Genomic DNA, 22,160 nt, shown 5'->3' with positions numbered 1-22,160 from the left:
CTGACTTAGGGCGCGGCTTTGCCGCGACCGGGTTAAAGCTCAGGCACCCCGCACGCCGCCAGCCACGCATCCACCGCATCATAATCCACCGGCGGCCGCGTCGCATCCGCTGCATCCCCGCGCGGCACAAAGATCACCATCCCCTGCCGCGCCCGCGTCAGCAGCACGCGATAGGCGTTGCGGACATAGTCGGCACGGCCGAGCACATCGGCCTCGCCGTGAATGGCGTTCCAGCGCGTGCCGCGGAACTCGCGCGCCTCCCAGCCGGCGCCGCGACGCAGGTTGAGGTCCCAGGCGACGCAGGTCCAGTCGAGTTCCAGCCCCTGCACGGCGAATTCGGTCGCGGCATCCTCCAGGCTGTTCGACGAGCGCACATCCTCGGTCGGGTTGAGGAACCAGTTGCAGACGTCGATGTCGGCCTTGACGTACAGGCCTTCGGGCTTCAACCGCAGCGCGTTCGATGACGCGAGCAGGCCGGCGCGTTCGCCGGCGCGACGCTGCGCGCGCAGCCAGGCGCGGGCGGCCGCGAGGTCGCGGGTGCGCAGGATCGGAAAGGTGTCGGTCGCCGGCCGCAGTGCCGCGGCGGCGCCACCGTCTTCCCCCAGCAGCGCCGCGACATAGCCCGAGACCACTTCGGCCCGAAAAGAGCGCACCGATACCGCCAGGTGCAGCGCCGGATCAGGCGCCGCCACCCGATGCGCCAGATGCCACCGGAGCCCGGCATCGAGGCCCGAGCCCTCCGCCAGCAGATGCGGCGGCAGATGCACCTGCCAGTGCGGCAGTTCGGCCTGCAGCGCGCGTACCCATTCGGCGATGCCGGCCTCGCCGCGATTGATCTCCTGTCCCTCGCCGATCAGGCAGACGACGACGCACCAGTCCGGCCGGCGATCCATCACCGATAGCAGGAACGCCGGCTCCGACTGGTCGAAGCCCGCCTGGCCGCGCTTCTTGCGCATGAAATCGGCGGTCATTGCCTGGTTCCAGGCGCGCTGGGCCTCGTCGAAGACGACGACATGTTCCGATGGCACCTGGTCGGCTGCAATGTATTCGTCGCGGAAATGGTGGACATTCTGCACGAACTTGTCGGGGGAACGCTCGGCCAGATGGCGGGCATCGCCGGGCACCGGCCGGCCCCTGCGCGCCCGCACGTCGCGTTTCAGCGCCTCGCGCAGCACATCCACCAGGGGTCCGTTGCCCGACAGGAAGGTCGCATCCTCGCCGATGTCGCGCGCCATCCGCCCGCACGCAATGTTGAGCCCGGCCAGCGTCTTGCCGGCCCCGGGCACGCCGGTAACGAAGCAGATCGCCTTGCCGCCAGTCGCCTTCATGTCGGCGACGACGGCTTCGATCGCCGCGGCGGTCAGCGTCAGATTCTCGGCGCCGGCCTCGGAGCGGGAAATCTCGGTCACGTCATGGCCGCGGTACAGCGCTTCGGCCGCCTCGATGATGCTCGGCGTCGGGCGGTAGCTGCCAGCGGCCCAGGCGACGGCATCGAACGCCGCCGCATCGCCCGCCGCGACCATGCGGCGGATGGTCGGCAGCACGTCGCCGGGTGCCAGCCGCACCGGGCTGTGGACGCGATCGGGTGCATAGAAGCCGAAATCGAGCTGCTGCGGCGGTGCCTCGGTCGCGATCAGCAGCGGCACGATCGCCTTGTCATGGCTGGTGACGTGGAAGTTCTTCAGGTCGAGCGCATAGCCATGGACCTGTTCGATGGCATGGCGCGGGAAGTCCCGCTCGCCGACCTTGTATTCGAGGACGAAGACCAGCCCGCCGGCGACGATCACCGCATCGGCACGGCGCCCCATGCGGGGAATGGCAAATTCGAGGAAGATGTGCGCATCGGGCAGTTCGGCGGCCAGCGCCTGCAACTGGGCGATCTCGATCAGCCAGGCGCCCTTCTGCGCCGCCTCGACCGGAAAGTTCAACGCAGCGGCCATCGCCCCGAAGATGGCGAGCGGATCGGCGGCGGCAAAGGCTGCACCCCGTGCATCATAATAAGCTCGCCCCATGCGACCTGGTGCCAGGTCTGATCACGCGCGACAAGCACGGTCGACAGTTGACGGCCAATCCGGACAATGGCGGTCACCCGCCGCCGGTATCCACCAGATCCTCGACGAACAGCGCCATCAGCGCGACCTGGGAATTGACGCCGGCCTTGGCATAGACGCTGGCGAGCTGGGCGCGAACCGTGCCTGTGGCGGTGGACCTCAGCGACGCGATCTGTGCGATGTCACAGCCTTTCAGCGCGAACAGGGCGACATCGGCTTCGGCAGCCGTGAGATGCCATTCGGCAAAGCGCAGGCAGACAAGGTCGGCAAGAGCGCCACGGGCGGTCGCCACGGCGGCCGAGTCGCGGTGCACGCGCATGACCAGCCAGCGGAGCTGGACGGCGCCGAACACCACGCCGGCGAGCAGCGCCACAGCGGCGGCGGTCTCGACCGCCAGATGGGATCCGAAGCCGGCGCGCGCATCGCCGGCGACGTCGACAAGGAAGAAGATCGTTGCCAGCAGTTGCAGGACCACGACGACAGCCGTCATCATGGTCCTGCGCTCGAGCGTGCGCTGCCGATCGATCATGCGGCAGGCTTACTGCCGCGTCGGCAACATCGCCATGACGATCTGGCGTCCGCTGCGCCGCGTCTCGAAGACCACGCCGGCGATATGCAGCAGGATAAGGGCATAGAGAATGTTGACGGCGGTCTCGTGCAACTCTTCGGCGACACCCTTGCGCTCCCTGCCAGCGCCATGCCGCCCGTCGTCGTCATCGTCGTCGGCTTCCGAGACAGTCGCATCGGTAGGCACGGCACGCTCCCCCGTCACAGCGGCGGTACTGGGCAGCGGCGGCAGGCCCGACATGGCGATGCCGCTGCCGATGACGACAGCCAGCGTCGCCCAGATGGCGTAGACCATCAGCGCGCCGAGCGGATTATGCGAGCGATGCTCCGACCGCTGGCCGGCGGCGATATCGCGGATGTGCGCCAGCGCGCGCCGCGGGCTGGGCGGAAAGGCGCCGAACCGCGCCGACGCCGGACCGACCAACCCCCAAAGCAGCCGCAGCGCCAGCACAGCCGCCAAGCCATAGCCGACCCGGACATGCACGCCCGAGCCTACCTCCACCAGCAGCGCATTGGCAACGATCGCTGCCGCCATGGACCAGTGGGTCAGCCGGACGACGGGATCCCATCGACGCGCCGGGATCGGGGTTACGGTGATGGACATGCTCTGCTCCTCTGCCGTGGTGACAGAGAGGTGCAGGGCCGGATCGGATGGCGCCATTGCCGAACCGCTTAAGCGCGGCGCCATAAGCACGCGTTTAGCGGCGGCGCGGGGCTCAGGCGGCCTTGGGTGCGCTTTCCATCACGCTGGCATCGACGTGATCGGCGAACTGCGCAAAATTGGCGATGAACATGCCAACCAGCGCCTTGGCCTTGGCGTCATAGGCGTCCTTATCGGCCCAGGTGTCGCGCGGGTTGAGGATCTTGCTGTCAACACCCGGCACCGCGACGGGGACCTGGAAGCCGAAATTGGGATCGGTGCGGAACTCACCGGTCTTCAGCGTGCCGTCGAGCGCGGCGTTGAGCAGCGCGCGCGTCGCCTTGATCGGCATGCGCGACCCCGTTCCGCCGGTGCCGGCGCCGCCGCCGGTCCAGCCGGTGTTGACCAGCCAGACATCGACGCCGCCCCGGGCAATGCGTTCCTTCAGCAGATTGCCATAGACCGACGGATGGCGCGGCATGAACGGCGCGCCGAAACAGGTGCTGAACGTCGCATCGGGCTCGGTCACGCCGATCTCGGTACCGGCGACGCGGGCGGTATAGCCCGACAGGAAATGGTACATCGCCTGGTCGGGCGTCAGCTTCGCGATCGGCGGCAGGATGCCGAAGGCATCGGCGGTCAGCATGATGACATTGTCGGGCACGGGCCCAAGATTGTCGTCCGAAGCATTGGGGATGAAATCGATCGGGTAGGACGCGCGGCTGTTTTCGGCGAGGCTGTTGTCGTCGAGGTCGATTTCGCGCGTCACGGGATCGATGACGACATTTTCGAGCACGGTGCCGAAACGCTGGGTCGTGGCATAGATTTCGGGCTCGGCCTCGGCCGACAGGCGGATGACCTTGGCGTAGCAGCCGCCTTCGAAGTTGAAGACCGCGGTATCCGACCAGCCATGTTCATCGTCGCCGATGAGCGTGCGGCTGGCATCGGCGCTGAGCGTCGTCTTGCCGGTACCGCTGAGGCCGAAGAACACCGCCGTGTCGCCCTTGGGGCCGATGTTGGCCGAGCAATGCATGGGCATCACGCCCTTCATCGGCAGCAGATAGTTGAGGATCGAGAACACGCTCTTCTTCATCTCGCCGGCATAGGCGGTGCCGCCGATGAGGATGGTCTTGCCCTCGAAATCCACCGCCACGATGGTTTCGCTGCGGCAGCCGTGGCGGGCGGCATCGGCCTTGAAACTCGGCAGGTCGATGATCGTGTATTCGGGCAGGAAATCGGCCAGTTGGCCTGCGTCGGGCCGCACCAGCAGCGTGCGGATGAACAGGCTGTGCCAGGCCTTTTCGGTGATGACGCGGACCTTGACGCGATGTTCGGGCTGCGAGCCGCCGAACAGGTCCTGGACGAACAGGTGATCCTTTGTCGCCAGCGCGGCGGCAAAATCGGCCTTTACGGCGGCGAACTGTTCGGGCGTGATCGACTTGTTCTTGTCCCACCAGATCACATCTTCGGTGACCGCGTCACGAACGATGAACTTGTCATTGGCGCTGCGACCGGTGTGCTTGCCGGTTTCGACGACGAAGGCACCGTCCTTCGACAACAGGCCCTCGCCACGCGTTACCGCCAGCTCGATCAGCGGCGCGGTGCCGAGGTTCCAATGCTGCTCGGCCGCGGTGGGATAACCCTGGGCGTCGAGGCCATGGTTCGAAACGATCGATGATGGCACGCGCCAATCCTTCCTTTACGCCGGCAGCCAGCGGCCGCCGGGACGATGATGGCCGACGTTGCGACCGCGATCTCCCCGTAACGGGCGCATAGCGAACGCATGCGTCTTCGTCAAAAGCCCATGCGTCGATCGCGCGTGAAAAGCTGGCCCCGAGGCGCTTGAGTTGGCGCACGTCTTGCCATCGGGCGCGGCAGGCGCGACAACGCGCGCGATGTCCGGCAACGCCCCCACCATCGCGCTGGTTGATGACGACCGCAATATCCTCACTTCGGTGTCGATCGCCTTGCAGGCGGAGGGCTTCACGGTGCGCATGTATTCGGACGGCGATACCGCGCTCAAGGCGCTGCTCGACAATCCGCCCGACCTCGCCGTGCTCGACATCAAGATGCCGCGCATGGACGGAATGGAGGTGCTGCGCCGGCTGCGCGAGAAATCCGAGGTGCCGGTAATCTTCCTGACGTCGAAGGACACCGAGATCGACGAGGCGCTGGGCCTTGCCATGGGGGCCGACGATTACATCGGCAAGCCGTTCAGCCAGCGCCTGCTGATCGAGCGCATCCGCGCCGTGCTGCGCCGCGCCGCCAACCGCCGGGCGCCGCCCGAGGCGGTCGGCGACGAACCCGCCGCCGAACCGATCGTGCGCGGCCGGCTGACGATGGATCCGGCGCGCCACCGCGTCACCTGGGATGCCGGCGAGGGCCGCCGCGGCGATGTCGCGCTGACCGTCACCGAGTTCATGATCCTCGAAACGCTCGCCAGCCGGCCCGGATTCGTCAAGTCGCGCGACCAGCTGATGGATGCAGCCTACCAGGACGACGTCTATGTCGATGATCGGACCATCGATTCCCACATCAAGCGGTTACGCAAGAAATTCCGCGCCGTCGATCATGACTTCAAGGGGATAGAGACGCTCTACGGTGTCGGTTATCGCTTCAACGAGGATTAGTCCGGCACCATTGGAGGTGCAGGAATGGCGCCGGGGCCTGGGCTTCGGTTCGCTGCGCGCGCGCATCTTTGCGGTCAACGTGTTTGCCGTCATCGTGCTGGCGCTGATGCTGCTTTACATCGATTCGGTGCGATCGCGGCTGATCGAGGAGCGCCGGACCGAGCTGGCGCGCCAGGCCGTTACCATCGCCGGGTTCGCCGCCGACCTGCCCGCCACTATCCTGCCCGGCGCCATCGCCCGGCGCAGCTTTGCCCGCGGCACGCGGCTGCGGCTCTACGGTGCCGATGGCCGGCTGGTCGCCGATAACTGGCAGCGAGCCGCCACCACCCGCTTCGTGCTCGATGACCCGGCGACACAAAGCTGGCGGCGCCGGTCGGCACGCTTCATCGACCGCGCGCTCGAGGATATCGCCGCCTTCAAGCCGATCGCGACCTATCGCGAAGCGCAGCCCGATACCGTCGCGCAATGGGACGAAGCCATGGCGGCGCGGCGTGACGGCCAGGCTGCGACCAGCCTGCGCCGCGCCGAGGACGGCTATTTCATCGTCAGCGCCGCCGCGCCGGTGACAGGCGGCGCCGCGGCAGGGGCCATCGTCCATGTCACCGACAGCGCCGCCGACCTGACACGCATCCTGCGGGCGGAGCGGCTGACGTCGTTCTGGCTGCTGCTCGGCATCACCGCGCTGACGCTCACGCTGTCGTCCTATCTCGCCCGCACCATCGTCCGGCCGCTGCGCATGCTGGCCATCGCCGCCCACCGCGTCCGGCTGGGGCGCAGCCGCGAAGTCATCGTGCCGCGCCTGCCCGACCGCCGCGACGAGATCGGCGCGCTGGCGCGGGCATTGTCCGACATGTCGATCGCGCTCAGGAACCGGATCGACGCGACCGAGGCCTTTGCCGCCGATGTCGCGCATGAACTGAAGAACCCGCTGGCGTCGCTGCGCAGCGCCGTCGACACGCTCGATCAGGTCGAACAGCCCGAACTGCGCCAGCGGCTGCTGGCGGTGATCCGCGACGATGTCGGCCGCATCGACCGGCTCATCACCGACATTTCCGATGCCAGCCGGCTCGATGCCGAGCTGTCGCGCACCGGTTTCGAGCCCGTCGATGCCGGCGCGCTGGCGCAGGGCCTCGTCGCCGCCTATCGCACCGCCAGCCTGCCGCCGGGCCTCGACATCGCGTATCTGCCGCCGGCCGCCGGCGCCGCCAAGGTGCTCGGCGATCCGGCGCGGCTGGCGCAGGTACTGCGCAACCTGATCGACAACGCCATCTCCTTCTCGCCCGTACCCGGCCTCGTCGTGGTGGCCGCCGAAACCGGCCGCGGCCGGGTGCGGCTGCGGGTCGAGGACGAAGGCCCCGGCGTGCCGGCGGAAAACCGCGCCGATGTGTTCAAGCGATTCTATTCGCAGCGACCCGAGGCGGAGGATTTCGGCCGCCATTCGGGGCTGGGCCTTTCCATCGCCAGCGCCATCGTCGACGCGCACGGCGGCAGCATGGCTGTCGAGGACCGGGCGCAGGGCGGCGCGGTCTTTGTCGTCGACCTGCCGGCCGAATGATTCCGGACACGATCCACGCCACCGCGGTTGCGCTCGATGGCGAGGCAGTATTGCTGCTGGGGCCGTCGGGCGCCGGCAAGTCGGACCTGGCGCTGCGGCTGATAGATCGCGGCTGGCGGCTGGTCGCCGATGACCGGGTCGTGCTGACCGTTGTCGGCGGCCGGCTGGTGGCGAGCGTGCCGCCGGTGCTGGCCGGACAGATGGAGGTGCGCGGTCTCGGCATCGTGATGGAAGAGACCGCAGCGGCGCCGGTGGCGCTGGCGCTCGACCTGGCGGTGCCGCCCGACCGGCTGCCCGAGCCGGCTTCTGGCGCGTGGCACGGCATCGCGATTCCGCTGTTCGCCTTCGATGCGTTCGCCGAATCGGCACCGCTGAAGGCGGAGCGGGCTTTGCGCGCGGCGCTCGCCACCCTAAATAACAGGCCCGTGGCCGACCATATCCCTCCCGAAGCGACTCGCGCCGCGCCGCCGATGCTGATCATCAGCGGCATGTCGGGGGCGGGCAAGGCGACGGCGCTGAAGGCGCTGGAGGACTTGGATTACGAAGCGGTCGACAATCTGCCGCTCGGCCTCGTCGATACGCTGCTCGCCTCGGCAGAGGGCGGCGAAGGGCCGCCGAGGCCGGTCGCCTTTGGCATCGACACCCGCACCAGGGCCTTCGACGCCCAGGCACTGGTCGACCGGCTGCGCGTGCTGCGCGGCGAAGGCGTCGACATCCGGCTCGTCTATATCGACTGCAGTGACGACGAACTGGCACGGCGCTTTTCGGAAACCCGGCGCCGCCACCCGCTGGCGCTCGACCGCCCGTTTGCAGATGGCGTCGCGCTGGAACGCGAGCTGACCGCGCCGCTGAAACGCTGGGCCGACCTTGTCATGGATACCACCGGCCTGTCGGTGACCGACCTGCGCCGCCGCATCGCCGACCGGCTGGGACGCGGCGACCAGAGCCAGCTGACGGTGACAATCCAGTCGTTCGGCTTTGCCCACGGCCTGCCGCGCAACGCCGACCTGGTGTTCGACATGCGTTTCCTCGCCAACCCGCATTGGGAGCCGGAATTGCGGCCGTTGACCGGCGAGGACCCCACCGTTGCAGCCTATGTGGCAGGCGATCCGGCCTATGAACCGGCGGTTGCGCGCATCGCCGACCTGCTGGCGACACTGATCCCGGGCTATGGCCGGGAAGGCAAGGCCTACCTGACCATCGCCATCGGCTGCACCGGCGGCCGCCACCGCAGCGTTGCAGTATCGCGCGAGTTGCAGCGCCGGCTGGCAGAGACCGGGCACCCGGCGTTGCTCGTCCATCGCGACGTCGGCAAGCAGGGCAATGATGCGGCGATATTGACAGCGGCCCCCACATCGCGCGACGGGGGCGCCACATGATCGGACTGGTTCTCGTCACCCATGGCCATCTGGCCGCCGAATTCCTCGCTGCGACAGAACATGTCGTCGGTCGGCAGGAGCGTGTGGAGGCGATCTGCATTGCCGCCGACGACGACATGGAGATCCGCCGCGGTGACATCGCCGCCGCCATCGCGCGCTGCGACGCCGGCCAGGGCGTCATCATGCTGACCGACATGTTCGGCGGCACGCCGTCGAACCTTGCCATTTCGCTGATGGGCCCGGGCATCGAAGTCATCGCCGGGGTCAATTTGCCGATGCTGATCAAGCTCGCCAGTGTCAGGAAGACGATGAAGGTCGCCGCCGCCGTCGATGCTGCCCAGGAGGCGGGGCGGAAATACATCGCGGTCGCGTCGAAGATGCTGGGCGAAGCGGCTTGAGCGAAGCGGCTCCGGGGACCGTCGGCCCGGTAACCGTGCCGATCACCAACAAGCGCGGCCTGCACGCCCGGGCCAGCGCCAAGTTCGTCACCCTGGCCAGCGGCTTCGATGCCGATGTAACGGTGACGCACGATGGCGCCAGCGTGACCGGCACGTCGATCATGGGGCTGATGATGCTGGCCGCCGGCATGGGCGATTCGATCGAGATTTCGGCGACCGGCCCCGAGGCGGAGGCGGCGGTCGCCAAGCTGGCGGGGCTGGTGCTCGACAAGTTCGGCGAGGACTGACCCTTCACTGCTCCTCTCTCGCCAGCGGGAGGGGAGCAAGGAGATTTGATGACCCGCGCCCTCTTCCTCGCCCTTGTCCTCGCCGCCCCGGCAACGGCCGCACCGGATGCCGCGACGAAAGCCTGGTGGCAGACGACCACCGCGCTATCGGACGACAGCATGGAGGGCCGCGATACCGGTAGCCCCGGCCACGCCCGCGCCGTTGCGATGATCACGGCGCGGTTCAAGGCGGCGAAGCTGCAGCCGGCCGGCGAGAACGGCGGCTGGACCCAGACCCTGACCCTGCACGAGTGGAAGATCGAGCCCAACGGCACCCGTATCGCCATCGTCCAGCCGGGCAGGACGGTGCCGCTGAAGTTCCTCCACGACATCAGCCTGCGCGCCGGACCCGGCCTGCCGGCGACGATCGACGCCGCCATGGTGTTCGGCGGCTATTGTTCGCCTGCGGAACTGGGCGAGACGGTCCGGGGCATGGTCGCGGTGTGCTTCGGCAACCGCCGGGCCGGGCTGCCGTCGGCGCCTGCGCGCAGCGCCGCCGCGACTGCCGCCGGTGCCATCGCCATCGTCACCGTCGACGATCGTGAATTTGCCGTGGAGCCACCACGCTGGCCCGACGCCTATGCCCGCACCATCGTCGCCACCGACCTGCCGGCGCCGGTGGCGGCGATACCGCAGTTCCGGCTGAACGCCGCATCCTTCGCCGCGCTGATCGACGGCAGCGGCCATCTGGCATCGGCGGTGCTGACCGATGGCGGGCTGTCGCGGCCACTGGAGAGCTTTGCGCTGCCGGGGCGCTTCACCGCGACGATCAAGAGATCGGAACGCGACCTCACCAGCGACAATGTGCTGGCGCTGCTGCCGGGCACCGACCCAGCGCTAGCCGCGCAGATCGTCGTCGTGTCGGCGCACAGCGACGGCTATGGCCGCGGCGAGGCTGTCGGCGGCGACGACCTGTACAATGGCAGTTTCGACGATGCCGCCTATGTGGCGACGCTGATCCAGTTGGCCGACGCCCGACGCGGCAAGGGCTTTCGCCGGCCGGTGCTGTTCGCGGTGTTCACCGGCGAGGAAAAGGGCCTGCTCGGCGGGCGGTGGTTCGTGCGGCATCCGACGGTGCCCAAGGCGTCGCTGGCGGCCAACATCAACCTCGACGGCCTGCGTCCGCTGTTTCCGCTGCGCCGGCTGACGATGCTGGGCATGGCCGAATCGACGCTCGCCGAAACGGTACGGGCAGTTGCGGCGCCGATGAAAATCGCGATCCAGGGTGACCCCGAGCCGGAGCGCGGCATGAACGGTCGCACCGACCATGCGGCGTTCCTCGCCGCCGGCATCCCGGCGACGGCGTTCATCTTCGGCTATGCGCCGCGCACGCCGGAGGAGGCGATTTACCGCCACTGGGTCAACACCCGCTACCATCGCCCGCAGGATGACCCGGCACAGCCTTATGACGCCAAGGCTGCGGCGGATTTCAACCGGTTCTTCGGGGCGCTGACGGCGGCGGTGGCGGACGGAGCAGCGCCGCCGCGGATGACACCGAAGGAGCCGTAAGAACAACCCGTCATCCCCGCGCAGGCGGGGATGACGGTAGCGGGCGTTATTTGCCCGGGTGATATTCCCGCTGCACATGGCCCTTCAAATCCTCCGGCGTGAAATACACCGTGCGGAAATCATGCCGCCGATAGCGATCGACCTGATCGGCGAAATGCGGCGATCCGGGATCGCCGCTCTCCCCGCCGGCGGAGATCGCCAGGGCCTTTACCTGCGGGCCGAACTCCACCACCGCGACAAAGCTGTTGCCATAGGTGCCGTACCAGCGGTTGGTGCCCGGCTTGGGGCCCGACCCGAACGACGCCAGCGCGCCCCATTGCGCCGACCCGAGGCCGATCGGCGTGCTCGGCGCCTTGTCGTCGAAGGGCTGGACAAGATCGCCGCTCAGCCGCTGGAAGCGGTTGATCTCGCCCCAGGGAATGTCCCATTTGCCGAACTGGCGGGTCAGCCGCGCCACGGCTTCGGACAGGGCGGCGATGCGATCGGCATCGGTCGGCACCTTTGTCAGATAGGGCACCACCGGTTCGTCATCGCTCTTGGCCGCTTCCCCGAAGCGGTTGACGAGCGCGTCGCCCCAGAACACCGCCAGCGCCGTTGGCACCGACGCCTCGCCGGTGCGATGGTCCCAGCCCCGTAGCGCCGCGATCGGCCCGGCGAGCGCCGCGCGCCGCGGGTCGGCGGCGGGCAGGCGGTCATACGCCCCGACCAGTGTCGGCACGAGATCGGCAAACGCCGGCAGCCACGGATCATAGGCCGCCTCGAGCAGGCTGGCCGCGGTGAACTTGGGCGTGGCTTCGAGCACGCGGATGGCGTGCGGCGTGCGCGGGTTGGCACCGATCTGCGCCATATAGGCAGGGAAGTCGGCCTGTCGGGGGCTGTCGGCGCCGGCAGCGTGCCACGGCGCATCGTTGACGTTCATCACCCAGCCGTTCTTCGGCGTCAGCACCGTCGGCAATTGCGCCAGCGGCGTTTCGCCTTGCCATGCGGTCGCCGGGTCGCTGCCGTCGACGGGCTTCGAATAATCGAAGCGCGGGTCGCGTTTCGGCACGAACTGCGGATAGAGGAAGGCGATCTCGCCCTTGCGATCGGCGAGGAGCGTGTTGTTCGACGAATTGGCGCGCAGCTCGCCGACCTTCATGTAGCCGGCGATGTCCTTGGCCCGGGTGCGCAGCCAGCTTTGCTGGAGCGCCGCCACCGGCTTGTCCATCAGCGATACGCTGATCCATTTACCATTCTCGCTGCGCACCACAGGGCCGTGGAGCGTGCGCCAGGTGGTGAAACTGCGCGTCTTCATCGTGCCGTCGGCGCCGCGATAGGGTACGGCGATGGTCTTTACCGTCACCGGCTTCCAGGCGTTGCCGAACTTGTATTCGATGCGCCCGCCCACGGTGCGGGTGGTCTCGGCGAATTCGTCGACGACATCTGCGACGCTCGTCGGGTGCATCCAGCCGATATCGGCGTTGAAGCCCTGGTAGGTGAAGAACTGGCCCCAGGTCGAGGCGCCATAGACGTTGAGGCCGGTGTCGCTGCTGACCTGTGCTTCCGACCGGAAGAAGAAGCTGGTGTGCGGGTTGATCAGCAGCAGGGCATGGCCATTGGCACTGTGCGACGGCGCGATGGCAATGCCGTTGGAGCCAAGCGGTTCGGGGACCACCCTGCCCGTTTCGACATCGTTCAGCGCCAGCGGCGTGCCGTTGTAGAAGCTCTCGAGCCGGCCGAGTGACACGCCGGCGATGTCGCCGCCGATGCTACCCTCGCTGAACGCCAGCGCCATCCAGGGTTCGAAGCGCGTGATGACGCGCGGCTTCACCGCCGGATGCCGGTGGAGGTAGAAGTTGAGGCCATCGGCCCAGGCGACCATCAGCGATTTCAGCCATTGCGGGCTGGCGACGTACTGGCGCTTCAGGTCGGCGGGATCGATGAACAGCTTCATCCGCAGGTCCTGCCAGATCGCCCTTTCGCCCTCGGCCTCGGCCAGGCGGCCTTGCGCGTTGATGAAATTGGTTTCGACGCGCGGGAAATCATCTTCTGCCTGGGCATAGATCATGCCGAACACGGCATCGGCGTCGGACCGGCCATGGACATGGGCGATGCCCCAGTCGTCGCGGGTGATCGTCACCCGCGCCGCCTGCGCCTGCCAGCGCGCGACGTCATCGGCGGCCAGCGCCGGGGTGGAGACGAGGAGCGCGAGGAGCAGGGTTTTCATGAGTCAGGGCTATCGGGCAGCGAGCCTTCAGGCAAGCGCCGGTCGTTTCAGGACCAGCACGCCGATCAGGCTCGCCGCGGCCGCCGCCGCCAGATAGGCGCCGACCCAGCCCAGTCCGCCGCGTTCGGCGAGCGCCGCTGCCAGGACCGGGGCGAGGCCACCGCCGAGGATGCCCCCCATGTTGAACGCCATCGACGCGCCGGTATAGCGCACCCGCGCCGGAAACAGCCCGGGCAGCCAGGCACCCAGTGGCCCGTAGACAAAACCCATGACGAACAACGCCAGCGACAGGAAAACACCGACGAGCAGCAGGGAGCCACTGCCCAGCAACGGTGCCAACAGGCCACCGACGCCGATCGCGGCGATACAGCCGGCCGCCAGCACGGTGCGCGGGGAGAAGCGGTCGGACAGCCAGCCCGACAGCAGGATGCCGAGCGCCAGGAACAGGATGGCGACGAGCTGGACGCCGAGGAAGGTTTCCCGCGCATAGCCGAGTTTCGTCGTGCCATAGCCGAGCGCAAACGCCGTCGACAGGTAGAACAGCGCGAAGCAGACGATGACGCCGAGCATGCCGCCGAGCGTTGCGCGCCAGTGCAGCCGCAACAGCTCGGCGATCGGCACCGCCGGCGGTGGGCCCTGGGTGGCGAGGGCGACAAAGGCCGGAGTCTCGGTGAGTTTCAGCCGCACCCACAGGCCGACACCGACCAGCAGCGCGCTGGCCAGGAACGGCAAGCGCCAGCCCCATTCGCGGAATTCCGCCTCGGGCAGCCAGAGCCCCAGCAGCAGGAAGAGACCGTTTGCCGCAATGAAGCCGACCGGCGCCCCCAGTTGCGGGAACATGCCATAGCGGGCGCGCCAGCCCGGCGGGGCATTTTCCACCGCCAGCAGCGCCGCGCCGCCCCATTCACCGCCGAGCCCGAAACCCTGGCCGAAGCGCAGCAGGCAGAGCAGCACCGGGGCGAGCCAGCCGATCATCGCGTACGACGGCAGGAAAGCGATGAGGAAGGTGCTGCCGCCCATCAGCAGCAGCGACGCCACCAGCGTCGACTTGCGGCCGATGCGATCGCCGTAATGGCCGAAGACCAGCGCCCCGATCGGCCGCGCGATAAAGGCGACGGCAAAGCTGGCATAGGCCGACAAGAGCTGCGCCGACGGATTGTCGGACGGGAAGAACAGCGGCCCGAACACCAGGCTGGCGGCAGTCGCATAGATGTAGAAATCGTAGAATTCGACCGCGGTGCCGACGAGGCTGGCGCCGAGCACGCGGCGAGTCGACGGCGCGGCGGTGGTGGTTGTCCCCATGAAGGTGCGGTGGCGGTTGCCGGCGGAGCGGTCAAGCTTCCTCCCCTGCAGGAGGCAGGACAGGTTACGCCGCCGCGCGCCCCATCGGCACCGGGAACCGCAGCAGCCGGTCACCTTCCGCCACGAAGGCAAGCGCCGGGCCGCCCAATGCCGCGCCGATGGCGGGATCGGTGACCGACAGCCCGCCGGTAAAGGCGCCATAGGCCGGCAGGATCATCTTCGTTGCCGACACGGCGAAGCAACGGCGGACGATGCGGCGGCCGCGGATGTGGATGGCGACCTTGGGGTGGAAATGGCCCGACAGCTCGGGTTCGGGGGCGCCCGGCACGGCCTCGTGGCGCAAGGTCAGCGCGCCGATGCGGGCCTCCACCATCACCCGACCGCCGAGCGCACCGGCGGCATCGTCATCGTGGTTGCCGGTGATCCAAAGCCAGTCGAGATTCTGCGTCAGCAGGCGCAGCGCGGCACGCGGGCGATCGGGCAGCCGCGCCGGGCCGCCGGCATCGTGGAACGAATCGCCCAGGCAGAAGACGCGGTTGGCGCCGGTCAACTCCAGCGCATCGATCAGGCAGGCGAGCGTATCGGCGCTGTCGTGCGGCGGCAGGAAGCGGCCACGCCGGGCAAAGGCGCTGCCTTTCTCGAAATGCAGGTCGGCGACCAGCAGCGCCTGCTGCGCCGGCCAGTGCAGGCCGCCACAGGCCAGCGGCACCAGCGTTTCGCCAGCGAACGAAAGGGAAACAGACATTGCTGCCGCTATGCCCGCAAAGCCCGGCCGTCGGCAAGATCAGAACGCTGTCGTTGCCCCCGCTGCGTCGATTCCCGCCGGATGGTCGGCCAGCAGCCGCCGCGCCACCGGACGCAGCACCAGGGCCAGCACGACACCGGCACCGGCGATGGCGGCGTTGAGCCACCAGAATCGCGCCGGCCCCAGCGGCTCGTAGAATCGACCCAGCCAGCCGAGCACGACATTGGCGATGCCGACCGACATCAGCATCAGGCTCATCATCGTCGTGGTGACCGCAGCCGGGGCAAAGCGCGAGACGAAGCTGTTGCTCGGCGGATCATACCAGGCATAGGCAAGATCGATCAGCACGAAGAACAGCAGCACCATCAGGATTGGCACCGGCGCCGGCCCGGCAACCTCGGTGCCGAGCGCCAGCAGCGTATAGGCCAGTGCCACCAGCCCGCCCGAAATCACGATCTTGCCATAGGAATCGGGCTCGCGCCGGCGCGCCGCCAGCCAGCGCCACACCGCGACCGACAGCGCCACGCCGACGATGGTCATCAGCCCGTCGAAGGTGAACAGCCAGGTCACCGGAACGTCGAGTCCGTATATCTCGCGATCGACATGGTCGGCAGCCCAGAGAATGAGCACGTTGTAGGCCTGGTACGACGCGGTGTTGATCGGAATCGTGGCGATGATCATCAGCAGGATGGCTACGATGGCGCGCCAGCCACCGCGATCGATCGCCGGCGCTGGATCGGCGGCATCGCGGCGCGGCCGCCGGCGATCGGGCGGCAGGTGGCGGGTGCCGGCCATGTAGAACCCCAGGCCGATGACCATGCCGAAGGCAGCGATGCCGAAGCCATAGTGATAGCCGTAGATTTCCCCGACGGTGCCGCAGACCAGCGGCGCGAGGAAGGCGCCGACGTTGAGCGCGACCAGAAAAATGCTGAAGGCGCGGCTGCAGCGCGCGTCGCCGCGAGGATAGAGTTCGCCGACCTGCGCATACATGTTGCCCTTGAGAAAACCGGCGCCGAGCACCAGGCTGAGCAGCGCGAACAGGAAGGTTGCCTCCAGCCCCATCAGCAGATGGCCCGCCGCCACCAGCAGTAGCCCCGCCATGACCGTGCGCCGCTGGCCGAGGACCCTGTCGCCGAGCCAGGCCCCGAGCAGTGGCGTCAGGTTCACCAGCCCGACGTAGAGCCCGAAAATCTGCGCCGACAGCGCAATGCGGGTCAGCGGGCCGACCACCGCCTCAAGCCCGGCGCGAAAGCCGGCAAAGCCGATGACCTGTTCGACATGGCCGGGCAGCAGCAGTTCGTTGACCATATAGAGGCCGAGCAGTGCCTGCATGCCGTAGAAGGAAAAGCGTTCCCAGACCTGGGTCAGTGCAAGGTAGAAAAGCCCGCGCGGATGGCCGAAAAATGCTGTGTCGTTCTGAAACGCTGGCATCGGGCCCCCTCGACGATACCGGACCGTGGCAGCACGCCCGCCGCCCCGCAAGCGGCAGAATGCCCCGGCCATGCCGCTATCGAACATGCCGCGTTCGCTGTTGACCTCAGTCGAGCCGCATCGCCTCCGCCGCCAGCGCATCGGCTTCGATCAGCAGCGCCGAATCGGCAGCGCCGGCGACGCGCTCGCGGCCGGCCTCCAGCAGTACCGGCACCGCCAGCGGCGACACCCGCGGCAGCGTCACATGCACCATGTTGGCCTGCGCCAGGTCGAGCAGCGCCCCCAGCCGGGCGATATCGGTCAGTTTCGACCGTGCATCCGACCAGGCGGCGCCGAGCAGCAGGTGATCGGGCTCGTGGCGGCGCAGCACGTCGTAGATGAGATCCGATGACACGCTCATCTGCTTGCCGGTCTTGAACTGGCCGGGCAGCGCGCGATCGATGAGGCCGCCGATGATCGCCACCTCGCGAAAGGCGCGGCGCAGGAACGGCGACGCCGCCATCCAGTCGGCGAGTTCCTCCTCGAACACATCGGGGCTGAACAATGGGCGCGGGTCGGTGACCTCGCGCAGCGACCAGACTGCGACGACGTAGTCGCTGCCGACGAACCCCAGCGGCTGCAACCCCGCCGCCTCCATGCGCTGGGTGAGCAGCATGCCAAGGGTCTGGTGGGCATGGCGGCCGGCAAAGCCATAGGCGACCATGTACCAGCGACCGTCGCGCTCGAAGGTTTCGACGAGCAGGTCGTCGATGCCGGGCAGGCGCGACCGGCGCTGCTGGATGTCCAGCCATTCATGGACATCACCCGGCATCTCGCCCCAGCGTTCCGGCGCATTGAACAGCCCGCGCACCCGCGCCGCCAGATTGGTGCTGAGCGGCATGCGGCCGCCAACGTAAGTCGGCACGCGCGGGTCGCCGCGGCCCAGCCGCACGAAGATGTCGGGGCCGTCGAAGCCGGTCACCTCCAGCGTCTGGCCGGCGAACATGAAGCTGTCGCCGACGCGCAACTGCCCGCCGAACCATTCCTCGACCTGGCCGAAGCGCCGCCCGCCGCCCCGACCGCCGGCCCGGCCATAAACGACGTTCATCGTCACCGCCTCGACGATGGTGCCGCTGTTCAGCCGGTGCTGCAACGCCAGCCGCGGATGGCTCAGCCGCCAGCGGCCGTCCTTGTTCTGCTTCAACCGCTGGTAGCGATCATAGGCGCGCAGCGAATAGCCGCCGGTGGCGACAAAGCTGATCGTCGCGTCGAAACGCGCCCGCGTCAGCCCGGCATAGGGCGCGGCGCTGCGCACCTCGGCATAGAGTTCGTCGGGGTCGAAGGGCTCGGCCGCCGCGACGCCGACGATATGCTGGGCGAGCACGTCGATACCGCCGGGCCGGAACAGGTCCTGGTCGAGCTCGTGCTCGCGCACCGCATCCTGGGCGGCGAGCGATTCCAGATATTCGAAGCGGTTGCCCGGCACGATGATGGCGTGGCTGGCCTCGTCCATGCGGTGGTTGGCGCGGCCGGTGCGCTGCAGCAGCCGCGACGAGCCCTTGGGCGCGCCCATCTGGATGACGAGATCGACATCGCCCCAGTCGATGCCGAGGTCGAGGCTGGCGGTAGCGACGATGGCGCGCAGCTTGCCGTTCGACATTGCCGCCTCGACCTTCCTTCGCGCCTCCACCGACAGCGAGCCATGGTGGATGCCGATCGGCAGGGCCTGGTCATTTTCCGCCCACAGGTCGCGGAACACCAGTTCGGCGACCGCGCGGGTGTTGACGAAGACGATCGCGAGTTTCGCCGCCTCCAGCCGCCGCATGACCGCCCGCGCCGCCCAGCGGCCGTTGTGCCCGGCCCAGGGAATGCGGTCCTCGATGACAAGGATCTCCACCACCGGATCGGCGCCGGGGTCGCCGGTGACCAGCGTCACCGCCGCCGCATCGGCATCGGGGGCGAGCCAGCCCTGATAGGCCTCCGGGTCGGCGATGGTGGCGCTCAGCCCGACACGGCGCATGCCGGGCGCGATCGCCTGCAGGCGCGATAGCGCGAGCGCCAGCTGGTCGCCGCGCTTCGTCGTCGCAAAGGCGTGGATTTCGTCGACGATGACGGTCTCGACGCCGGCCAGCATCGTCGCCGCATCGGGATAGGAGATCAGCAGCGCCAGCGATTCCGGCGTCGTCAGCAGGATATGCGGCGGCCGCTCGCGCTGGCGCTTCTTGCGGTCCGACGGGGTGTCGCCGGTGCGCGTCTCGACCCGGATATCGAGACCGATTTCCCCGACCGGCGTCAGCAGATTGCGCTGCACGTCGGTCGCCAGCGCCTTCAGCGGCGAGACGTAAATGGTGTGAAGGCCATCGCGCGGGTTCTCGGCAAGATCGGCCAAGGTCGACAGGAACCCCGCCAGCGTCTTCCCCGCGCCAGTCGGCGCCACCAGCAGCGCATGGCGCCCGGCGCGCGCGGCGGCGACCATCTCCAGCTGGTGCCGACGCGGCGCCCAGCCGCGGGCCGCGAACCAGTCGGCGATGGGGGTGGGGAGGCTCACGACGCCGATATAGGGCGGTCGGCGGCAAAGTGCACCGGGCGCAGGAACTCCCGCTTCCGGCACCCGTTAGCCTGCCGCAAACGACAGGAGTACCACCATGGAACGCACGATTTCGCATTTCACGATCAACCGCGAAGACGAAAATTACATCCTGCATTTCGAGGACGACAACGGCGAAACGGTCGAGCTGACCGCCAGCTTCGACCAGCTCGACCTGATCGCCGAGGCGATCGACACGGCGCTCGACCAGGACGAGGAAGCCGAGCTGGGCGAGGATGACGAGGAGGAGGCCGAAGTCGCCGAAGACACCGAGGAATAGCGCGTCCCGGCCGGCGCATCGCCAGGGCGCGCCGGCCGCCGCCACAGGAGCAAGGAGACGCGCGATGGACGACAACCGTATCTGGGAATTCGAGGAAAGCCTGTGGGTCGGCGATGCCGAGCATTATCACGAGCTGATCGACGAGGCGTGTGTGATGGTGCTGCCGCAGTCACCGCATGTGATGACCGGGGCGCAGGCCATCGAGGCGGTGGCGCACACGCCGCGCTGGTCGAAAGTGACGTTCAGCGATCAGCAGGTGGTGCGGCCGCAGGAAGGCCTGATCACCATCGCCTACAAGGCCGAGGCAAAGCGCGACGGCGCATCGGGCTATACCGCCTGGTGCACCACGACGATGCGGCGGCTCGAACATGATGTCTGGCGCGTCGTACAGCACCAGCAGACGCCGCCGCTGGCAGCAGCGTAAGCGTCAGTCCTTGGCGCGCTCGACGTAGCTCGAATCCTCGGTGTTGATGACGATGCGGGTGCCGACCTCGATGTGCGGCGGCACCAGCACGCGGGCGCCGTTCTCCATGGTCGCGGGCTTGTAGCTCGACGACGCGGTCTGGCCCTTGACCACTGGCTCGGTGGCCATGATCGTCATGGTGACCCGCGGCGGCAGCGTAATCGACACCGGGTTGCCATCGAACATCAGCAGAGCGCACTCGGCGTTTTCCTGCAGCCAGACGACATCGTCGCCGATCATCGCCGCCTTCACGGCAACCTGGTCGTAGTTCTCGTTGTTGATGAAGATGTAATTGTCGCCTTCGTTATAGAGGTAGTTGTGGCTGACCTCCTCCACGAACGCGCGTTCCAGGCCTTCACCGGTCTTCACCGTGATGACGGTCTTCACGCCGTCGGAGATGCGGCGCATTTCGACTGTCGTCGTCGGCGTGCCCTTGCCGGGGCGGAAGCTGTCGGCCTTGAGGACGACATACAGCCCGCCATCATGTTCGAGCACATTGCCCTTGCGGACGTTGCTGGCGATAACCTTGACCATATTCGAGCCCCTGCGGCGGGATTTGTCCCGTAAACTTGCGCTCCTAGCGACGAAGCGGCCAAAGGCCAAGTTTATCGTAACCAAAGGCGTATCGATGACCCCCTATTGGGACCGCGACCGGCATGCCGACCGGCGCCCGCTGCTGTTGGTGCGGGGTCGCGTAAAGGCGGCGCTGCGCGGGTGGTTCGCGGGCGAAGGCTTCATCGAGGTCGAGTGCGGTGCGCTGCAGCGGTCACCAGGAAACGAGACGCATCTCCATGCCTTTTCGACGGCTTGGCAGCCGGAGGGTGGCGAGGCGGCGGCGCGCTATCTCCACACCTCCCCCGAGTTCGCCGCCAAGAAACTGATAGCGGCTGGCGAGACGCGGATCGTTGATTTCGCCCGTGTCTGGCGCAATCGCGAAGCGGGCCCGCTGCATGCGCCCGAGTTCACGATGATCGAATGGTATCGGGCGGATGCACCCTGGACCGATGTAATGGCCGACGCAGTGGAATTGTGCCGCACGGCGCTGGCAGCGGCCGGGCGTGAGCGGCTGACCTGGCGCGAGCGGGCCTGCGATCCGCTGGCCGAGGCCGAGCGGCTGACGCTGCGCGAAGCCTTCGACCGTTATGCCGGGCTGCGGCTGGCGGACCTGCTCGAAAACCGCGACGCGCTTGCCGCCGCCACCGCCACGCTCGGCATTACCGTCGCCGCCGACGACAGCTGGTCCGACCTGTTCAGCAAGATCGTCGTCACCCGCATCGAGCCCCACCTGGGGCACGGCCGGCTGACCTTGCTGTGCGAATACCCGGTTGCCGAGGCGGCGCTGGCGCGGCCTTGCCCCGGCGACCCGCGTTTTGCAGAGCGGTTCGAGCTTTATGCCTGCGGGGTCGAGCTGGCCAACGGCTTCGGCGAGCTGACCGACCCGGTGGAGCAGCGCCGACGCTTCGTCGCCGACATGGACGCGAAGGAGCGACTGTACGGTGAACGCTATCCGATCGACGAGGACCTGCTTGCAGCGCTGGCGTTCATGCCGCCGGCGAGCGGCGTGGCGCTGGGGTTCGAGCGGCTGGCGCTATTGGCAACCGGCGGACGGCATATCGACGACATGATCTGGACGCCGTTCCCGGTTTAGCAGGCGCCGAGCCAGCGGCCTTTGGTCGTGCTCGTCATCGTTATCATCGGCGCCTTGGTGCGGCCGGTGACCTGGTAGCTCGTCGGCCCCATCGTTCCCGTCATCGTCGAACTCATTCCGCCCGGCCCGCACGACATGGCGGCATCGACGCGGCCGCCGGCGAGGTTGAAGCGGTCGTAGCGGCATTTGCCGCCGGTCGCCTTGAACAGCGCTTCGGGACCCGACGCCGCCTGGGCGGCGGTAATGCAGGCTTTGACCACGGTGGTCTTGCCGACCATCGATTTCGCCACGCCGCCGGGGTCGCTCGGCATGTCGATGGCGGTAATGGTGTTCGTGGTTTCCCACTGCCCGGGCTTTACCGGCGGCGCCGCCGCGATGGTCAACAGGCCAGCAACAACGATCAGGCAGCGGCGCATCGGCAATCCCCGTTTGATTACGGGGGCAGCATAACCGCAAGTCGCGTG

Annotated in this window: 20 protein-coding genes; 9 read left to right on the top strand and 11 right to left on the bottom strand. The window is 68.0% G+C overall.

Annotation, left to right across the window (positions count from 1 at the left end):
* Positions 1 to 32 precede the first annotated feature (32 nt).
* The 4 genes from ACP7AI_RS12335 to ACP7AI_RS12320 all read right to left on the bottom strand — a co-directional run bounded on the left by ACP7AI_RS12335 (position 33) and on the right by ACP7AI_RS12320 (position 4,942).
* The gene (locus ACP7AI_RS12335; RefSeq protein ID WP_426167758.1) at positions 33 to 2,012 is read right to left on the bottom strand and encodes a DNA/RNA helicase domain-containing protein; all 1,980 of its coding nucleotides are present in this window, start codon (positions 2,010 to 2,012) and stop codon (positions 33 to 35) included.
* A gap of 73 nt (positions 2,013 to 2,085) precedes the next feature.
* The gene (locus ACP7AI_RS12330) at positions 2,086 to 2,580 is read right to left on the bottom strand and encodes a helix-turn-helix transcriptional regulator (RefSeq protein ID WP_426167756.1); all 495 of its coding nucleotides are present in this window, start codon (positions 2,578 to 2,580) and stop codon (positions 2,086 to 2,088) included.
* Between the two features lie 9 nt (positions 2,581 to 2,589).
* Positions 2,590 to 3,222: a cytochrome b/b6 domain-containing protein gene (locus ACP7AI_RS12325; protein ID WP_426167754.1), complete on the bottom strand. Its 633-nt coding sequence runs from the start codon at positions 3,220 to 3,222 to the stop codon at positions 2,590 to 2,592.
* A gap of 112 nt (positions 3,223 to 3,334) precedes the next feature.
* Positions 3,335 to 4,942, bottom strand: coding sequence for a phosphoenolpyruvate carboxykinase (locus ACP7AI_RS12320; RefSeq protein WP_426167752.1), 1,608 nt, complete (start codon positions 4,940 to 4,942; stop codon positions 3,335 to 3,337).
* Between the two features lie 211 nt (positions 4,943 to 5,153).
* Between ACP7AI_RS12320 and ACP7AI_RS12315 the strand changes: the two genes are divergently transcribed.
* Genes ACP7AI_RS12315 through ACP7AI_RS12290 form a run of 6 tightly spaced genes read left to right on the top strand, consistent with a single transcriptional unit; the run spans position 5,154 to position 11,055 of the window.
* Entirely contained in the window at positions 5,154 to 5,888 is a 735-nt protein-coding gene (locus tag ACP7AI_RS12315) for a response regulator transcription factor (RefSeq protein WP_426167750.1), read from the top strand.
* Between the two features lie 16 nt (positions 5,889 to 5,904).
* Positions 5,905 to 7,443: an ATP-binding protein gene (locus ACP7AI_RS12310; RefSeq protein WP_426167748.1), complete on the top strand. Its 1,539-nt coding sequence runs from the start codon at positions 5,905 to 5,907 to the stop codon at positions 7,441 to 7,443.
* Complete coding sequence (gene rapZ / locus ACP7AI_RS12305; RefSeq protein ID WP_426167747.1) at positions 7,440 to 8,822, top strand: RNase adapter RapZ; 1,383 nt, start codon at positions 7,440 to 7,442, stop codon at positions 8,820 to 8,822. The genes ACP7AI_RS12310 and rapZ overlap by 4 nt, the downstream gene beginning before the upstream one ends.
* Complete coding sequence (locus ACP7AI_RS12300) at positions 8,819 to 9,220, top strand: PTS sugar transporter subunit IIA (RefSeq protein WP_426167745.1); 402 nt, start codon at positions 8,819 to 8,821, stop codon at positions 9,218 to 9,220. The genes rapZ and ACP7AI_RS12300 overlap by 4 nt, the downstream gene beginning before the upstream one ends.
* Complete coding sequence (locus ACP7AI_RS12295; protein WP_426167743.1) at positions 9,217 to 9,507, top strand: HPr family phosphocarrier protein; 291 nt, start codon at positions 9,217 to 9,219, stop codon at positions 9,505 to 9,507. The genes ACP7AI_RS12300 and ACP7AI_RS12295 overlap by 4 nt, the downstream gene beginning before the upstream one ends.
* 48 nt (positions 9,508 to 9,555) lie before the next feature.
* A complete protein-coding gene (locus ACP7AI_RS12290; protein ID WP_426167741.1) occupies positions 9,556 to 11,055 on the top strand; it encodes a M28 family peptidase in 1,500 nt (499 codons plus the stop codon).
* Positions 11,056 to 11,101: 46 nt separating this feature from the next.
* Here ACP7AI_RS12290 and ACP7AI_RS12285 read toward each other — a convergent pair whose 3' ends face one another.
* The 5 genes from ACP7AI_RS12285 to ACP7AI_RS12265 all read right to left on the bottom strand — a co-directional run bounded on the left by ACP7AI_RS12285 (position 11,102) and on the right by ACP7AI_RS12265 (position 19,266).
* Positions 11,102 to 13,261: a penicillin acylase family protein gene (locus ACP7AI_RS12285; RefSeq protein ID WP_426167739.1), complete on the bottom strand. Its 2,160-nt coding sequence runs from the start codon at positions 13,259 to 13,261 to the stop codon at positions 11,102 to 11,104.
* 27 nt (positions 13,262 to 13,288) lie between these two features.
* Positions 13,289 to 14,563, bottom strand: coding sequence for an MFS transporter (locus ACP7AI_RS12280; protein ID WP_426167737.1), 1,275 nt, complete (start codon positions 14,561 to 14,563; stop codon positions 13,289 to 13,291).
* A 64-nt stretch (positions 14,564 to 14,627) separates the two neighbouring features.
* On the bottom strand, positions 14,628 to 15,308 hold the full coding sequence (pdeM, locus tag ACP7AI_RS12275) for a ligase-associated DNA damage response endonuclease PdeM (protein ID WP_426167735.1): 681 nt from the start codon (positions 15,306 to 15,308) through the stop codon (positions 14,628 to 14,630).
* A gap of 39 nt (positions 15,309 to 15,347) precedes the next feature.
* Entirely contained in the window at positions 15,348 to 16,739 is a 1,392-nt protein-coding gene (locus ACP7AI_RS12270) for a peptide MFS transporter (protein ID WP_426167733.1), read from the bottom strand.
* Between the two features lie 106 nt (positions 16,740 to 16,845).
* Complete coding sequence (locus tag ACP7AI_RS12265) at positions 16,846 to 19,266, bottom strand: ligase-associated DNA damage response DEXH box helicase (protein WP_426167731.1); 2,421 nt, start codon at positions 19,264 to 19,266, stop codon at positions 16,846 to 16,848.
* A 97-nt stretch (positions 19,267 to 19,363) separates the two neighbouring features.
* Between ACP7AI_RS12265 and ACP7AI_RS12260 the strand changes: the two genes are divergently transcribed.
* Entirely contained in the window at positions 19,364 to 19,585 is a 222-nt protein-coding gene (locus ACP7AI_RS12260; RefSeq protein ID WP_426167730.1) for a hypothetical protein, read from the top strand.
* 64 nt (positions 19,586 to 19,649) lie between these two features.
* Positions 19,650 to 20,009: a DUF4440 domain-containing protein gene (locus ACP7AI_RS12255; protein WP_426167728.1), complete on the top strand. Its 360-nt coding sequence runs from the start codon at positions 19,650 to 19,652 to the stop codon at positions 20,007 to 20,009.
* 3 nt (positions 20,010 to 20,012) lie between these two features.
* Here ACP7AI_RS12255 and efp read toward each other — a convergent pair whose 3' ends face one another.
* Complete coding sequence (gene efp / locus ACP7AI_RS12250) at positions 20,013 to 20,582, bottom strand: elongation factor P (RefSeq protein ID WP_426167726.1); 570 nt, start codon at positions 20,580 to 20,582, stop codon at positions 20,013 to 20,015.
* 94 nt (positions 20,583 to 20,676) lie between these two features.
* Between efp and epmA the strand changes: the two genes are divergently transcribed.
* Positions 20,677 to 21,696, top strand: a complete 1,020-nt coding sequence (gene epmA, locus ACP7AI_RS12245; protein WP_426167724.1) for an EF-P lysine aminoacylase EpmA — start codon at positions 20,677 to 20,679, stop codon at positions 21,694 to 21,696.
* Here the strand turns inward: epmA and ACP7AI_RS12240 are convergent.
* Entirely contained in the window at positions 21,693 to 22,112 is a 420-nt protein-coding gene (locus ACP7AI_RS12240; protein WP_426167722.1) for a DUF3617 domain-containing protein, read from the bottom strand. The genes epmA and ACP7AI_RS12240 overlap by 4 nt on opposite strands.
* Positions 22,113 to 22,160 lie beyond the last annotated feature (48 nt).

Source organism: Sandarakinorhabdus sp. DWP1-3-1, assembly GCF_049896705.1.
Taxonomy (GTDB): Bacteria; Pseudomonadota; Alphaproteobacteria; order Sphingomonadales; family Sphingomonadaceae; genus Sandarakinorhabdus.
Note: the sequence above shows the minus strand (reverse complement) of the source record. Positions and strands in the feature narration are given on the sequence as shown.

What these genes read in the sequence shown, in the direction of transcription:
- ACP7AI_RS12335 (WP_426167758.1), bottom strand. Translation starts at nt 2,012, where the DNA reads ATGGGGCGAGCTTATTATGATGCACGGGGTGCAGCCTTTGCCGCCGCC.
- epmA (WP_426167724.1), top strand. Translation starts at nt 20,677, where the DNA reads ATGACCCCCTATTGGGACCGCGACCGGCATGCCGACCGGCGCCCGCTG.
- efp (WP_426167726.1), bottom strand. Translation starts at nt 20,582, where the DNA reads ATGGTCAAGGTTATCGCCAGCAACGTCCGCAAGGGCAATGTGCTCGAA.
- ACP7AI_RS12280 (WP_426167737.1), bottom strand. Translation starts at nt 14,563, where the DNA reads ATGGGGACAACCACCACCGCCGCGCCGTCGACTCGCCGCGTGCTCGGC.
- pdeM (WP_426167735.1), bottom strand. Translation starts at nt 15,308, where the DNA reads ATGTCTGTTTCCCTTTCGTTCGCTGGCGAAACGCTGGTGCCGCTGGCC.
- ACP7AI_RS12270 (WP_426167733.1), bottom strand. Translation starts at nt 16,739, where the DNA reads ATGCCAGCGTTTCAGAACGACACAGCATTTTTCGGCCATCCGCGCGGG.
- ACP7AI_RS12260 (WP_426167730.1), top strand. Translation starts at nt 19,364, where the DNA reads ATGGAACGCACGATTTCGCATTTCACGATCAACCGCGAAGACGAAAAT.
- ACP7AI_RS12315 (WP_426167750.1), top strand. Translation starts at nt 5,154, where the DNA reads ATGTCCGGCAACGCCCCCACCATCGCGCTGGTTGATGACGACCGCAAT.
- ACP7AI_RS12290 (WP_426167741.1), top strand. Translation starts at nt 9,556, where the DNA reads ATGACCCGCGCCCTCTTCCTCGCCCTTGTCCTCGCCGCCCCGGCAACG.
- ACP7AI_RS12300 (WP_426167745.1), top strand. Translation starts at nt 8,819, where the DNA reads ATGATCGGACTGGTTCTCGTCACCCATGGCCATCTGGCCGCCGAATTC.
- ACP7AI_RS12325 (WP_426167754.1), bottom strand. Translation starts at nt 3,222, where the DNA reads ATGTCCATCACCGTAACCCCGATCCCGGCGCGTCGATGGGATCCCGTC.
- rapZ (WP_426167747.1), top strand. Translation starts at nt 7,440, where the DNA reads ATGATTCCGGACACGATCCACGCCACCGCGGTTGCGCTCGATGGCGAG.
- ACP7AI_RS12285 (WP_426167739.1), bottom strand. Translation starts at nt 13,261, where the DNA reads ATGAAAACCCTGCTCCTCGCGCTCCTCGTCTCCACCCCGGCGCTGGCC.
- ACP7AI_RS12240 (WP_426167722.1), bottom strand. Translation starts at nt 22,112, where the DNA reads ATGCGCCGCTGCCTGATCGTTGTTGCTGGCCTGTTGACCATCGCGGCG.
- ACP7AI_RS12330 (WP_426167756.1), bottom strand. Translation starts at nt 2,580, where the DNA reads ATGATCGATCGGCAGCGCACGCTCGAGCGCAGGACCATGATGACGGCT.
- ACP7AI_RS12255 (WP_426167728.1), top strand. Translation starts at nt 19,650, where the DNA reads ATGGACGACAACCGTATCTGGGAATTCGAGGAAAGCCTGTGGGTCGGC.